This is a genomic window from Vibrio sp. MarTm2, assembly GCF_027587055.1.
In the GTDB taxonomy this organism is placed as follows: domain Bacteria; phylum Pseudomonadota; class Gammaproteobacteria; order Enterobacterales; family Vibrionaceae; genus Vibrio; species Vibrio sinaloensis_D.
Map to the genome: position 1 here is coordinate 275,417 of NZ_JAPPTK010000001.1, position 14,594 is coordinate 290,010.

The 14,594-nt window shown below is 44.5% G+C and carries 10 protein-coding genes, 1 other RNA gene and 1 pseudogene; 3 read left to right on the plus strand and 9 right to left on the minus strand.

Translation table 11 applies throughout. From position 1 onward, the window contains the following. Positions 1-311: 311 nt before the first annotated feature. Both OH458_RS01315 and pta read left to right on the plus strand, forming a co-directional pair. The gene (locus OH458_RS01315) at positions 312-1,508 is read left to right on the plus strand and encodes an acetate kinase (RefSeq protein WP_005473041.1); all 1,197 of its coding nucleotides are present in this window, start codon (positions 312-314) and stop codon (positions 1,506-1,508) included. Between the two features lie 122 nt (positions 1,509-1,630). After that, complete coding sequence (gene pta, locus OH458_RS01320; RefSeq protein ID WP_269977025.1) at positions 1,631-3,796, plus strand: phosphate acetyltransferase; 2,166 nt, start codon at positions 1,631-1,633, stop codon at positions 3,794-3,796. A gap of 63 nt (positions 3,797-3,859) precedes the next feature. On the opposite strand, the gene OH458_RS01325 is transcribed toward pta, so the two are convergent. From OH458_RS01325 to OH458_RS01360, 8 genes are all read right to left on the minus strand, one after another. Next, positions 3,860-4,801 (minus strand): glutathione S-transferase family protein, encoded by a 942-nt coding sequence (locus OH458_RS01325; protein ID WP_269977026.1) that lies wholly within the window; start codon positions 4,799-4,801, stop codon positions 3,860-3,862. Positions 4,802-4,967: 166 nt separating this feature from the next. Continuing rightward, complete coding sequence (gene oppF, locus OH458_RS01330) at positions 4,968-5,960, minus strand: murein tripeptide/oligopeptide ABC transporter ATP binding protein OppF (protein WP_269977027.1); 993 nt, start codon at positions 5,958-5,960, stop codon at positions 4,968-4,970. Next, complete coding sequence (locus OH458_RS01335) at positions 5,957-6,928, minus strand: ABC transporter ATP-binding protein (RefSeq protein WP_038134175.1); 972 nt, start codon at positions 6,926-6,928, stop codon at positions 5,957-5,959. The genes oppF and OH458_RS01335 overlap by 4 nt, the downstream gene beginning before the upstream one ends. A gap of 50 nt (positions 6,929-6,978) precedes the next feature. Continuing rightward, positions 6,979-7,881: an oligopeptide ABC transporter permease OppC gene (gene oppC, locus OH458_RS01340; protein WP_269977028.1), complete on the minus strand. Its 903-nt coding sequence runs from the start codon at positions 7,879-7,881 to the stop codon at positions 6,979-6,981. 15 nt (positions 7,882-7,896) lie between these two features. After that, complete coding sequence (gene oppB, locus OH458_RS01345) at positions 7,897-8,817, minus strand: oligopeptide ABC transporter permease OppB (protein ID WP_005472942.1); 921 nt, start codon at positions 8,815-8,817, stop codon at positions 7,897-7,899. Between the two features lie 130 nt (positions 8,818-8,947). Beyond that, entirely contained in the window at positions 8,948-10,579 is a 1,632-nt protein-coding gene (locus tag OH458_RS01350) for an ABC transporter substrate-binding protein (RefSeq protein WP_269977029.1), read from the minus strand. Between the two features lie 901 nt (positions 10,580-11,480). Further along, a complete protein-coding gene (locus OH458_RS01355) occupies positions 11,481-11,861 on the minus strand; it encodes a YbaN family protein (protein WP_269977030.1) in 381 nt (126 codons plus the stop codon). Positions 11,862-12,603: 742 nt separating this feature from the next. Next, positions 12,604-12,960: a hypothetical protein gene (locus OH458_RS01360; protein ID WP_269977031.1), complete on the minus strand. Its 357-nt coding sequence runs from the start codon at positions 12,958-12,960 to the stop codon at positions 12,604-12,606. Between the two features lie 275 nt (positions 12,961-13,235). On the opposite strand from OH458_RS01360, the pseudogene OH458_RS01365 reads away from it, so the two are divergent. Beyond that, positions 13,236-14,155, plus strand: a pseudogene (locus OH458_RS01365) (IS5 family transposase). Positions 14,156-14,440: 285 nt separating this feature from the next. Here the strand turns inward: OH458_RS01365 and ffs are convergent. After that, positions 14,441-14,537: signal recognition particle sRNA small type (ffs, locus tag OH458_RS01370), an RNA gene on the minus strand. Positions 14,538-14,594: the final 57 nt, after the last annotated feature.

The following is a 14,594-nucleotide window of genomic DNA, read 5'->3' on the forward strand; positions in this document are numbered from 1 at the left end:
AAAATTAAGTTGAAAGATTCAACTATTGGCGCAAAAAATTGATGAAAGTTAATATTCTTTCAAATTTTTTTGTTATCATTGCGCATTATCGTTATCCTTTGCGGACCCACAATCTCATTGTTGCTGTTATTTACAATTTAAGCAACTCTCGGGACCTTTCTGCAGCGGATGCAAAAGTGGTGATTTGGACCATCACTGTCTTTTATACGGAATTCGAAGTTTTTTTGACCAAGATTAGTACGCAGCTTTTCGCGCTTCGTCTATTCTTGTGATTAATTTTTATCCTAACTGATTATTACAGGTAGTCACTCATGTCAAAGCTAGTTTTAGTTTTAAACTGCGGTAGTTCTTCTCTTAAATTTGCTGTTGTTGATGCAGAAAGCGGTGATGAGCATCTAACAGGTCTTGCAGAATGTCTGCACCTTCCAGAAGCTCGCATCAAGTGGAAACTTGATGGTAAGCACGAAGCTCAACTAGGTAACGGTGCAGCTCACGAAGAAGCACTAGCGTTTATGGTAGAAACTATTCTTGCTTCTAAGCCAGAACTTTCTGAAAACTTGGCTGCGATCGGTCACCGCGTTGTACACGGCGGCGAGAAGTTCACTCAGTCTGCACTAATCACTGACGACGTGCTAAAAGGCATCGAAGACTGTGCAACTCTAGCACCTCTTCACAACCCTGCTCACATCATCGGCATCAAAGCGGCTCAAAAATCATTCCCAGCACTGAAAAACGTTGCTGTGTTTGACACTGCTTTCCACCAAACAATGCCTGAAGAGTCTTACCTATACGCTCTTCCGTACAACCTATACAAAGAGCACGGTATCCGTCGTTACGGCATGCACGGCACTTCTCACCTATTCATCACTCGTGAAGTAGCTAACATCCTTGGCAAGCCAGTTGAAGAAGTTAACATCATCAACTGTCACCTAGGTAACGGTGCGTCTGTTTGTGCAGTTAAGAACGGCAAATCTGTAGACACTTCTATGGGTCTAACTCCACTAGAAGGTCTGGTAATGGGTACTCGTTGTGGTGACATCGACCCTGCGATCATCTTCCACCTACACGATACGCTTGGTTACTCAGTTGAGAAAATCAACAACATGCTAACGAAAGAGTCAGGTCTTGCTGGTCTAACTGAAGTGACTTCTGACTGTCGTTTCGTTGAAGACAACTACGGCGAAAAAGAAGAAGCGACTCGCGCGATGGACGTGTTCTGTCACCGTCTAGCTAAGTACGTTGCTGGTTACACTGCATCTCTAGAAGGCCGTCTGGACGCGATCGTATTCACTGGTGGTATCGGTGAAAACTCTGGCCCAATCCGTGAAATGGTTCTTAACCGTCTAGGTATCTTCGGTATCGAAGTAGATGGCGAAGCTAACCTTAAAGCTCGTTTCGGTGGTGAAGGTACTATCACGACTGAAAACAGCCGTATCCCAGCAATGGTTATCTCTACTAACGAAGAGCTAGTTATCGCTGAAGACACTGCACGTCTAGCAGGTCTTTAATTGACTTAACCGGCTGACCCAACGTCAGCCGGTTTTCTTACTAAGGGGCTCAGCTCCTATTCTTTGCTCTGCTTGGAATATGAGTTGAGCTTTTATCCCCAATAGCTATAGGTACTCTACGAATGTCTCGTACTATTATGCTTATCCCTGCAAGTGCTGGTGTTGGTCTTACTAGCGTAAGCATGGGTGTTCTTCGCGCAATGGAGCGCAAAGGCGTTAAAGTTTCTTTTTACAAGCCAATCTGTCAGCCACGCTCTGGCGGCGATCAACCTGATCTTACTTCAACTATCGTTGGCACAAACAGCGATGTGAAGATCGGCCAACCTCTTGCGATGTCTGTTGCTGAAAGTCTAATCGGTAACGACAATATGGATGAGCTGCTAGAAACAGTGGTTGAGCGTTACAACCAAATCAACAAAGATGCAGACGTAACGCTAATCGAAGGTCTTGTACCAACGCGTAAACACCCATTCGCTAACCAAGTGAACGCTGAAATCGCGGCAACACTTGGCGCAGAGATCGTTCTTGTTGCGACTCCAGGTACTGATAACCCGGCGCAGCTAAAAGAGCGTATCGAAGTAGCATGTTCTAACTTCGGCGGCACTAAGAACAAAAACATTTCTGGCGTTATCATCAACAAGCTAAACGCGCCTGTTGACGAAGCGGGTCGTACTCGCCCTGACCTATCTGAAATCTTTGACGATGCAGACAGCGCGAAACAGAACGAAATGAAAGTGATGGAGATCTTCAACACATCTCCAATCCGCGTACTAGGTTGTGTGCCATGGAGCATTGACCTAATCGCAACTCGTGCAATTGACATGGCTGAGCACCTAAACGCTGATATCATCAACGCTGGTGACATCAACACTCGCCGTATCAAGAGCATCACATTCTGTGCTCGCTCTCTGCCAAACATGATTGAACACTTCAAGCCAGGTTCACTGCTAGTAACTTCAGCAGACCGTCCTGACGTAATCGTTGCAGCCGCTCTGGCAGCAATGAACGGTGTTGAAATCGGTGCAATCCTTCTGACTGGCGGTTACGACATTCCAGAAGAGATCGTTGGCCTATGTAAGCCTGCGTTTGATTCAGGTCTACCAATCTTCAAAGCACAAGGTAACACTTGGCAGACGTCTCTAAACCTACAGAGCTTCTCTATCGAAGTTCCTGCAGACGATAAAGAGCGTATTGAATTCATCAACGAGCACGTAGCTGGCAACATCGATGGCAACTGGATCGAGTCAATGACTGAGGGGACTCAGAAGTCTCGTCGTCTAAGCCCACCAGCATTCCGTTACCAACTGACTGAGTTTGCTCGTAAAGCTGGTAAGCGTATCGTTCTACCTGAAGGTGATGAGCCACGTACAGTGAAAGCGGCAGCGATCTGTGCTGAGCGCGGCATTGCAGAGTGTGTGCTTCTAGGTAACCCAGAAGAGATAAAACGTGTTGCAGCGCAGCAAGGTGTAGAGCTAGGTGCTGGCGTAACGATCATCAACTCTGATGAAGTGCGTGAAAACTACGTTGCACGTCTCGTTGAGCTACGTGGCCACAAAGGTATGACTGAAGTGGTTGCGCGTGAGAAACTACAAGATTCAGTATTCCTAGGCACAATGATGCTTGAGAATGACGAAGTTGATGGCCTAGTTTCTGGTGCGGTTCACACGACTGCAAATACTATCGTTCCTCCGTTCCAAATCATCAAGACTGCACCTGATGCGTCTATCGTATCTTCTGTATTCTTCATGCTACTACCAGACCAAGTACTGGTTTACGGAGACTGTGCGATCAACCCAGATCCAACAGCAGAGCAGCTTGCTGAAATCGCTATCCAATCTGCAGATTCTGCTGCCGCATTCGGTATCGAACCACGCGTTGCGATGATCTCATACTCGACAGGTGAGTCTGGTAAGGGTGCAGACGTAGATAAAGTACGCGAAGCAACCAAGTTGGCTAAAGAGAAACGTCCTGATCTAGTGATCGACGGTCCTCTACAGTACGATGCGGCGATCATGGAAAACGTTGCTGCTTCTAAAGCACCAAACTCTCCAGTAGCAGGTAAAGCGACCGTATTCGTATTCCCAGACCTAAACACGGGTAACACGACTTACAAAGCGGTACAACGTTCAGCGGATCTAGTCTCTATCGGTCCAATGCTTCAAGGTATGCGCAAGCCTGTAAACGACCTGTCTCGCGGCGCTCTAGTTGACGACATCGTATACACTGTAGCTCTAACGGCGATCCAAGCTGACCAAGCGGCTCAAGCTCAAGAAAAAGTGGTTAACTAAACACTTTTTTGAATGACAAAGCCCACGCAATTGCGTGGGCTTTTTAATATCTAAAGCCAGAATTTAACTATCACGTCCATGAGCAGACTCTAAGTCCAAGTCTGGCCCTTTCGGTACAACTTGTGTCGGATTAATTCCAGTATGGCTAAAGTAGTAGTGACGCTTGATATGATAAAAATCCGTTGTCTCCTTGATGCCCTTAACTTGATACAGCTCTTTCATATAGCCATTCAAATGCGCATAGTCGGCAATACGCTTTTTATTGCACTTAAAGTGGCCAACATAGACTGCATCAAATCGAATCAAAGTCGTAAACAGTCGCCAATCCGCTTCCGTGATCACATCGCCAGCCAAGTAACGATTTTTTGCTAGGTGAGCATCCACTGTATCTAGCGCGTCAAATAGTCCCTCAAATGCCTCTTCATACGCCTCCTGAGTCGTTGCAAAACCACTACGATACACGCCGTTATTAATATTCGGATAGATGAAATCATTCCACTTATCGATCGTATGACGAAGGGCTTGTGGATAGTAATCATCGCGATTGCCTGTTAAGTCATTGAAGGCAGAGTTAAACATACGGATAATTTCAGAAGATTCGTTGCTTACAATGGTATTGGTTTTCTTGTCCCACAGTACAGGAACCGTGACGCGACCAGTATAGTCCGGCTTCGCTTGTGTATAGATTTGATGCATACGGGTGTGACCAAACAAAGGCTCTGGTAGCCCCATTTGCCATCCTTCGCTCATCATATCAGGGCAAACAACGGTTACATCAATATGTTCAGTTAAACCTTTAAGCTCGCGAAAAATAAGCGTTCTGTGCGCCCAAGGACAAGCGAGTGAAACGTACAAATGGTAGCGTCCGCTTTCCGGTTGAAATTCGGCGTCTGCACGGTTTTCTACCCAATGTCTAAAGCCCGCATCTTCACGAATAAACTTACCGTTGCTCGATTTCGTGTCATACCAAACATCATGCCAAACACCTTCAACTAACTTACCCATATCGAGCTCCTTTAATCCGATTGATTTCGCCCAGTATAAAAAAAGCCAACTCTCTAGAGACTAGAAGGAGTTGGCTTAGTTGTTCGAATTATTTGAATGATCAGAAATCAAAAAAAGCGCGACTCCCGAAAGATGCCGCGCTTGAGCCCGTCACAGGCTGAATTACTTACACGCTAACTTGGAGACACGATACCGCGTGAACGTCACTACCTTCGATCGTCGGCTTAGTTTGTGCACATGCTTCTGTTGCTTGAGGGCAACGAGTTCGGAATACACAGCCTGACGGCGGGTTGATAGGCGAAGGAAGGTCGCCTTCTAGCATCTCAATATGCTTATTGCGCTCGAGTTTTGGATCTGGAATTGGAACCGCTGACATTAGTGCACGCGTGTATGGGTGCTTAGGGTCAGCAAACAGCGCTTCAGCTTCACCCAACTCTACCGCGTTGCCCAAGTACATCACTAGAACACGGTCAGAGATATGTTTCACCACAGACAAATCGTGGGCAATGAAGACTAGCGATAGACCCAGTTCTTTTTGCAGTTCTTTCAGTAGGTTCACAACCTGAGCTTGAATCGACACGTCAAGTGCAGAGACTGGTTCGTCACAAATGATCATCTTAGGTTTAAGGATCAGTGCACGTGCAATACCGATACGCTGACACTGACCGCCTGAGAACTCATGTGGGTAACGGTTGATTACGTTTGGAAGCAGACCAACTTTTGCCATCATCTCTTTTACACGATCTTTGACTTCGTCTTTAGAAAGCTCTGGATAGAAAGTTTCTAGAGGCTCAGCAATGATATCGCCGACTGTCATACGCGGGTTCAATGATGCAAGCGGATCCTGGAAAATCATCTGGATCTCTTTGCGCGTTTCACGGCGCTGCACTTCCTTCATCTTCGTTAGGTCTTGACCTAGCCAAAGTACATCACCATCAGTCGCTTCAACAAGACCAATGATCGCGCGAGCAAACGTCGATTTACCACAACCGGATTCGCCTACAACCCCTAAAGTTTCACCTTCATAGAGGCGCACGTTAACGCCGTCTACGGCTTTCAGATTTGAAGGCTTTGTCCAAGGCCATGCCGATTTTGCTGCAATGCTAAAGTGAACTTTAAGATCTTTAACGTCTAGGATTAGGTTCTTATCAATACTCATTTTTTCCAAGCCTCCCACTCTGAAAAACATGCACGCTGACGACCATCACCAAATGGCGTCAAGATTGGTGCTTCCTGCTTACAACGATCCATTACTCGGTGACAGCGCTCTTGGTATGGGCAGCCTGTTGGTAAACGAAGTAAGTTAGGCGGGTTACCTGGAATTGTCGGAAGAATCTCACCTTCCGTATCTAAACGAGGGATCGCTTTTAGCAGCCCTTCTGCGTAAGGGTGGCTTGGGTTGTAGAATATTTCATCAACCGTACCGTACTCCATCGTACGGCCTGCGTACATCACAAGTACTTTGTCACATGAGCCAGCTACTACCCCTAGGTCGTGGGTAATCATAATGATGGCTGTATTGAACTCGCTCTTAAGCTCATTCAACAGTTCCATGATCTGTGCCTGTACTGTTACATCCAATGCTGTTGTTGGTTCATCAGCAATAAGCAGTTTGGGACGACATAACAGTGCCATTGCGATCATCACACGCTGACGCATACCGCCCGAGAACTCGTGTGGGTACATAGTAATACGCTTACGAGCTTCTGGGATTTTTACTGCTTCAAGCATACGAACAGACTCTTCGAACGCTTCTGCTTTGCCCATGCCTTTGTGCAGCATTAGAACTTCCATCAATTGGTCACTAACCTTCATGTAAGGGTTTAGTGACGTCATTGGGTCTTGGAAGATCATTGCTATCTGTTCAGCGCGTACTTTGTTTAACGCACTTTCTGGAAGGTTAAGAATTTCATTGCCTTCAAATTTCGCACTACCAGAGATAATACCGTTCTTAGCCAGTAGTCCCATGATAGCGAAAACAGTTTGTGATTTACCTGAACCAGACTCACCTACGATACCTAATGTCTCGCCCTGATTCAGAGAAAAGTTTAAATCGTTGACTGCGGTGACGATACCATCTTGCGTGGTAAATTCGACTCGCAGATCTTTGACATCTAATAAGCTCATCATTGCTTCCTTAATCTTTTTTATAGATTTTGTAATTTATTGCTTTTTAATTATCTGTCTTTTGGATCCAGCGCATCGCGCAGGCCGTCACCAACATAGTTGAAGCAGAATAGTGTCACAACCATGAACGCTGCTGGGAATGCCAACTGCCAGATTGCTACTTCCATTGTTTGCGAACCTTCTTGAAGAAGCGCGCCCCAACTTGTCATTGGCTCCTGAACACCAAGACCAAGGAATGATAAGAACGATTCAGTAAGAATCATGCTCGGGATTAGAAGCGTAGAGTAAACCGCAACAATACCCAATACGTTTGGAACGATATGGCGAGTGATGATCTTCCACTTACTCACACCACAAACGTGCGCCGCTTCGATGAACTCTTTGCTACGCAGGCTCAACGTCTGACCACGTACGATACGCGCCATGTCTAACCAAGCAATTGCACCGATAGCAACAAAGATAAGAACAATGTTACGACCGAAGAACGTTACTAGTACGATAACTAGGAACATGAAAGGTACAGCGTAAAGGATTTCTAGAATACGCATCATAATGCGGTCAACTTTACCACCGATAAAGCCCGACGCCGCACCATATAGGGTACCAATCAGTACCGCTACAAATGCGCCCATTACACCTACCATCAGTGAGATTCGACCACCAACTAGGGTACGTACATACAAATCACGTCCTAAGCTATCGGTACCAAACCAGTGCTCCGCATTTGGACCAACGTGCATTGAATACCAGTCGGTATCGTCAAATGTGTAAGGTGCGATCATTGGCAAGAAGATAACGGCGAGCGTCATCAACGTCAGTAGAAACAGACTCACCATTGCCGCTTTATTACGCATAAAGCGGATACGGGCGTCTTGCCATAAACTACGGCCTTCAATTTCCAGATTTTCTGCAAATTTTTCGACCGCTTCTAAATTCTCTTTTTTCGTTAACATAACCAAACTTCCCTGTTAGTAGCGAATTTTCGGGTCAATCATTGCTAGTAAAATATCAACGATCGCGTTGAATAGAATAAATAGGAAACCAATCAAGATGGTCACACCCATTACTAGCGAGTAGTCACGGTTAAAGGCAGCGTTAACAAACAGCTTACCGATACCCGGAAGTCCGAAGATCGTTTCAATGACAACCGAACCTGTGATGATGCCTACAAATGCTGGGCCCATGTAAGAAACTACAGGTAGAAGTGCTGGTTTAAGCGCGTGTTTAACAACGATGTAACGGTAGCTCAGACCTTTCGCACGAGCAGTACGGATAAAGTTACTGTTTAGCGTTTCGATCATCGAACCACGCGTAATACGTGCAAATGTTGCAACGTAGAGGAGTGACATACCGATTACAGGTAAGACAAGATATTTGGCACTACCGTCATGCCAACCGCCAGCCGGGAATAAATTCCAGTGCAGTGAGAACAGATAGATTAGCGCTGGTGCGAGTACAAACGACGGCATAACAACACCTATCATCGCGGTAGACATAATGGTGTAGTCGACCCACGTGTTGTGCTTCAAGGCCGCTATCGTACCTACCGTCACGCCCATAAGCACAGTAAAGATAAAGGCGATAAAGCCCACTTTAGCTGAAACTGGTAGTGCAACAGAGATTAGCTCGTTTACCGAGTAATCAAGGTACTTAAATGAAGGACCAAAGTCCCCTTGAACCACATTAAATAGATAGGTTGTGTACTGTTCAAAAACAGGCTTATCAAGGCCATATTTAGCTTCGATATTAGCCATTACTTCAGGTGGCAACGGTTTTTCGCTTGAAAAAGGGTTACCAGGCGCAAAGCGCATGAGAAAGAAAGATACGGTGATCAATACCAACATTGTTGGGATCGCCTCAAATATCCTTTTTGCGATGAATTTAAGCATAAACTCACTCTTTCAGTCTGTGACATTTAAATTAAAGAAATCCTCAATCCAACGAATTTAGATTGAAGAGAGGCGCTGCATGCGACTTCTCACATGCAGAGCCTAGTTTTTATAGTTCTATCTGCTCAGATTATTGAGCTTTGATGTAAAGATCTTTTGAGTAGATCTTCTCTTCCGCGTTCGCTGATGGGAAACCACCAACGTGTGGGTTTAGTAGACGAGAACGTACGTACTGGTAGATAGGTGCGATTGGCATATCTTTAGCCATTAGCTTCTCAGCTTCTAGGTAAAGAGCTGTACGCTCTTCTTCTGAAGTCGAGTTTAGAGCTTTGTCGATTAGCGCATCGTAATCTTTATTGCCCCAGTGCTGACCGCCAGTTGTGTTCTTGCTTACCATTAGCGTTAGGAATGAAGACGCTTCGTTGTAGTCACCACACCAACCTGCGCGTGATACTTCGAAGTCACCTTGATCTTTCGTAGATAGGTAAGTTTTCCACTCTTGGTTTTCTAGAGTAACGTCTAGACCTAGAGTCTTCTTCCACATTGAACCAAGTGCTACCGCAATCTTCTTGTGGTTTTCGTTAGTGTTGTATAGAAGAGTAAACTTAAGTGGGTTGTCTTTGCCGTAGCCTGCTTCAGCTAGTAGACGAGCCGCTTCCGCGTTACGATCTTTTTGAGACATTTGACCGTATGCTGGTAGCTCTGGGTTGAAGTTCGCTGTGATTTCCGGAGTTAGGAAGTAAGCTGGCTTTTGACCTTGAGCAAGAATTGCATCAGTTACGATATTACGGTCGATAGCGTAAGAGATCGCTTTACGAACACGTACGTCATCAAATGGCTTCTTCTTCGTGTTGAATGAGTAGTAGTAAGTACATAGGCTACCTTCAACAGATACAGATTCTGGATGCTCTTTCTTCAAGCGCTTGAAGTGCTCTGTCGGAAGAGTAGAAGTGAAGTCAATTTCACCTGAAAGGAAACGGTTCATTTCTGCAACCGCGTTCTCGATTGGTAGGAATGTAACCTTGTTTAGAACTGTATCAGCGTTATCCCAGTACTGTTCATTACGCTTAAGTTCTAGGCGCTCGTTCACAACCCATTTGTTTACAACAAACGCGCCGTTACCAACGAAGTTCTCAGGTTTAGTCCACTGATCGCCGAACTTCTCTACTGTCGCTTTATGAACTGGTTTCATTGTTGTATGGCCAGTCATCATTACGAAGTATGGTACTGCTGTTTCTAGCTCAACCACTAGCGTGTGGTCGTCTACAGCTTTAACACCTAGTTCAGCTTTATCTTTCTTGCCTGCAACGATGTCTTTAGCATTCTTCATCTTGGTGTATTCCATGTACCAAGAGTAAGGAGAAGCTGTCGACGGGTCTACTGCGCGTTGGAAAGAGTAAACGAAATCGCCTGCTGTTACAGGGTCGCCGTTAGACCATTTAGCGTCTTTGCGAAGTTTGAAAGTGAAAGTTTTGTTATCTGCTGTTTCCCAAGACTCAGCGACACCTGGGATAGTGTTGCCTTCTGCATCTTGATTCACCAAGCCTTCAAGGATATCACGAATAACGTGTGATTCTGGAACACCTTGAGATTTGTGTGGGTCGATTGTCGCAACTTCAGTACCGTTACCACGTACCAGTTCTTGCTTATCTGCTAGTTTTACGTCAGCTGGAACATCAGCTGCAAGAGTTGCGGTAGAGGTTGCTGCCACTGCTAGACCAGCACCTAAAAGAAGGGCTTGAGTGATTTTGTTCTTATACATGCTTAAAACTCCAAGTTTTTCATTTGCATCCATGACTTCTTTGCAAGTTCACTAGAACGGACAGTGATTTAGATTTATTTAGCGCAAAAAATAAGCACAAAAACCTAAAACCTCACAAAGATTGCGGCACACATTATCAATCATTGAAGTAATTTGCCATAAAAATGTAGCAAAAAATCGTATAATTCTCCGATTACTTCAACAATTCGGCAAAAAACACCATCAAAATAAATAAAATCAGAATATTTGATTGAGATATTTCTGAGACCCAGATTGACGTGCCAATTTATCTATAAAGACACTAGCTCGTAGCATCTTGTGCTAGATATTGTGCGGAAAAATTAACATTAAGTATGTAAAGCAGATAACAATTAACTACATTCCTCTCGTCTGATCAGACGAAATGTGAGGAGAATCACTCTAGTGGTTCGTTGACTTTTTCAACACCAATAAAGAGAAGATGAAATAATAGACAATCTTTATGGTTGGAAACCGCTCGCACGATCTCTCCCCTTTCTAAACCGAGAGAGCCAGCGCTAATACAACAAGAAAAAGTAGACGGCAGAGAAGAATTTACATTTATAGAGAAACAATGGCCGCTATGATTTCTAACTGCGTAGAACGCGGTGAGGCTTAATGACGATTTGCTTACAGCACTTATGGGTGAGATAGCGCCAATCCAATCGGTTCAAGCTCAACCACACGCTAAACCTCAAACCACCCAACGTTTAATGCATTTTGCCAAAGACTAAGGTCAAACGTAGCATTATTCACTATCGCCCACTCTCTTCACTCAACAATCCAAAATGACAGGAACATAGAGCGCCTAGGCAAGCTAGAATGTGTGTACACCTTATAACCTGTGTAACACCAAACCATCAGTACCTTTAGCAATTTTCAATCACATCGTTGCTTCTTGCTCGGTAAACGTCTTAGCACGTGATATATACCACGTCTGAATGAGTAGGATTCCCACCAACATTATTCGTAAGTGCACGTTGTCTGTCACAAAACAGACTGTCAGCCCTATTGATGTCCAAGTGAAAAGTATAATACGCACCTTCTCTCGCAAGGTCAGGCCGAACCCACGCCGAATTCTGGCGACGACTGGACCAAACAATTTATTGGTTTCCAGCCAACGGTAAAAGCGTGACGACGACGCACCAAAGCAGTACATCGCCAACAAAATAAAGGGAACCGTCGGTAATAAAGGTAAGAAGATACCAAAGAAACCCAAGATGACCGCCAACCAGCCTAGGCTTATTAACAAAATCCTTTTCATCAGACTCTTGCTCAGTAAAGTAACAAGTACCGAGTTACTCAGTACTCAATGTATGGAGACGTGCTGGCAATGCCTTGGCCACGTTCGCCTTTACTAAACATACCGGATGAGATGGGGAAATCCGTAACGCAACTGGCCTATAAGTGTGGTGTTAAGTAAGTTAGCTCCTACACTCGAAGCGATAAAACGAAAGAAAATGCACCGCATGTCAGCACGACTTCATGCAGTTTGAGGAAGTAAAATTTAACCCTAAAGCCAGAATCTATCAGTCAAATACCTGAAAGCTAGTTACTCGGAAAGTGTGAAGCGCTTATCAGTCGAGAGGTTTGGAATCTGGAATACACGCGGCTCAGGACTGAATAAAGCCCACATATTGTGGGCATTACAAAAGTTTTATTGATTTGGTGATGAGCTACATTTTACTGGTAGATCATATCGACCGGTAGCACATGCTTCATCAATCAAGTAAGAAATGGCATTGATTGAAGTAAGAATCAATAAACCACATAGAAAGATTCTAAATACTGGCGTCCTGCCTCCGGTACTTATATGCATGCTTTTCCATAGTGTAAATGTTTCTTTAGCTACAACTGAAAATAGTACAAAGATAATAATCTGTAAGAAGTACAATAAATAAACCATATAACCTTCGGTCTTGTCATTTTAGAATCGGATTAATAAGTAAAGCTAAGACCTAAGCTTTACTAGTCTAAAAATCGCTCATAAAGCAAAAAATGGTTAGCTACAAGAGCATCAGCGAAAATGTCATAATGACAGCCAAAGCAAACGATACATAATCCCTTGCTTTAAAAAAGAAAAAGGCGAGGCTCAAAAACACGGTGTAATATAGAAAAGAAAGTAACGTCGCAAACACTACCCCTTTACTCAAATATGAGTTTTCATGCTCCTCATATTCATCCGACCTCATTTTAAACTCTTGGAATTGCTCCTCACTGAAAGAGCCCTCCAACATCATCTTATCATAATACTCTATGTATTCATTTTGAGCTTTGTTATCTATAAAGGCTTTCTGCTTGAAATCTGGATATAGAACAAGAAACAGAAACATGACTATAAGTAAAATACTATTTTTCTTCACCCATTATACCTCTCTTGAACAAAGGGGAATCACAAGTCACTGCACACCCTCTTAAATCAATAACAGTTGTACTCTTATGACCAGTCCTAACAAAATCGTAGTCATTAGTCGGATATACATCAGATACACTTCCCGACAAAGTTTCATTTCGAAGTGTATCGACTATCTCAGTCCATTCATATCTTCGCATAACAGCGGCTTTGTTGCTTAAATCGATGGAACTAAATCAAGAAGCTACGATCTGATCGGCTACACCCATTAATTGTCCTAGCCTCATGCCTAAACCTCGTTACAAAACTACTAACTGGACGCAGTACAACAAAGCCTAATAAACCGTGGTTCTCTGACCTTTTGGATTGATGAGGAAGCGATAGCCGAGTGGAAGCAAAAAAAACAAGGCAAGCGCGGCAGACCTCGCCAATTCAGCGACTTAGCCATTACTACTGCACTGATGGTGAAACGCATATTCTCTATGCCGTTGAGAGCACTGCAAGGATTTCTAGACTCGGTATTTAAGCTGGCTAACATCCCGCTAGTTTGTCCCCACTACACCTGTATAAGCCGTCGAGCTAAGGAAGTTGAGGTTTCATTTAAAACTAAAACCAGAGGTGCGATACAACACCTAGCCATTGATGCCACTGGCCTCAAGGTTTATGGCGAAGGAGAATGGAAGGTCAAGAAGCATGGTACTGACGGCAAGCGTAGGCTTTGGCGTAAGCTGCATATCGCAGTAGATACTAGCACACACGAAATAGTCGCAGCAGAGCTGAGCTTATCTAACGTAACCGACGCGGAAGTATTTCCTAACTTGCTTAAGCAGACACGTCGTAAAATCATTGAGATATCAGGCGATGGTGCTTATGACACAAGGAATTGCCATGATGCCATACGGATCAAGCGAGCTGTTCCGCTCATTCCGCCACGAGAAGGGGCAGCCTTCTGGGAACGAGGACATCCTCGCAACTTAGCAGTAGGTTGCCAGAAGCTCTACGGCTCTAACAAGAAGTGGAAAAAGCGGTATGGCTATCATAAGCGCTCGCTCTCAGAGACAGCAATGTATCGGGTAAAACAGTTGTTAGGTGGGAAACTAAGCCTAAGGAATTACAACGCTCAGGTTGGTGAGACTTACGCTATGATCAAAGCGTTGAACAAGCTTACAGGGCTTGGTATGCCTGAAACTCAGTATGTTGTATAGGAATTACTCAATTCAGGCGGTTTGGTTTCCTGTCCGAATTACGCAACAAAGCCGTATTACATGACAACCCTGGTGACTATTTCAGACTTTCAACATCACTTTAGCCTGGCTTAACTATTAAGAAAGTGCCTTAAGTGACTCAATACGAACTCAGTTAATTGGCACTTTTTTAACAATGTCATCAAGAGCGAATGCCGCGCTTACTTTGACTAAGCAGTAAACTTTTAGTGCAGACAAGCAAAAAGCCCGCACTTACGATGTAAGTGCGGGCTTTTTAATGGGCGGAGACCCCAGCCACATCCCGGCACACAAGTCACTCGCTGCGGCTGCTTCCTTCCGGACCTGACCGAGTTCACGAGCTATTGTTGCGGGAGGACCAGGGCCTCCATAGATTTTGTTTCCTTAGCTGTGCTAAGGAGTGCGAGGATTATCTGCCATC

Coding starts and splice junctions, on each gene's coding strand:
- OH458_RS01355 (WP_269977030.1), bottom strand. CDS start 11,861: ATGAAAAGGATTTTGTTAATAAGCCTAGGCTGGTTGGCGGTCATCTTG.
- OH458_RS01335 (WP_038134175.1), bottom strand. CDS start 6,928: ATGAGCTTATTAGATGTCAAAGATCTGCGAGTCGAATTTACCACGCAA.
- oppB (WP_005472942.1), bottom strand. CDS start 8,817: ATGCTTAAATTCATCGCAAAAAGGATATTTGAGGCGATCCCAACAATG.
- oppC (WP_269977028.1), bottom strand. CDS start 7,881: ATGTTAACGAAAAAAGAGAATTTAGAAGCGGTCGAAAAATTTGCAGAA.
- OH458_RS01350 (WP_269977029.1), bottom strand. CDS start 10,579: ATGTATAAGAACAAAATCACTCAAGCCCTTCTTTTAGGTGCTGGTCTA.
- oppF (WP_269977027.1), bottom strand. CDS start 5,960: ATGAGTATTGATAAGAACCTAATCCTAGACGTTAAAGATCTTAAAGTT.
- OH458_RS01325 (WP_269977026.1), bottom strand. CDS start 4,801: ATGGGTAAGTTAGTTGAAGGTGTTTGGCATGATGTTTGGTATGACACG.
- pta (WP_269977025.1), top strand. CDS start 1,631: ATGTCTCGTACTATTATGCTTATCCCTGCAAGTGCTGGTGTTGGTCTT.
- OH458_RS01315 (WP_005473041.1), top strand. CDS start 312: ATGTCAAAGCTAGTTTTAGTTTTAAACTGCGGTAGTTCTTCTCTTAAA.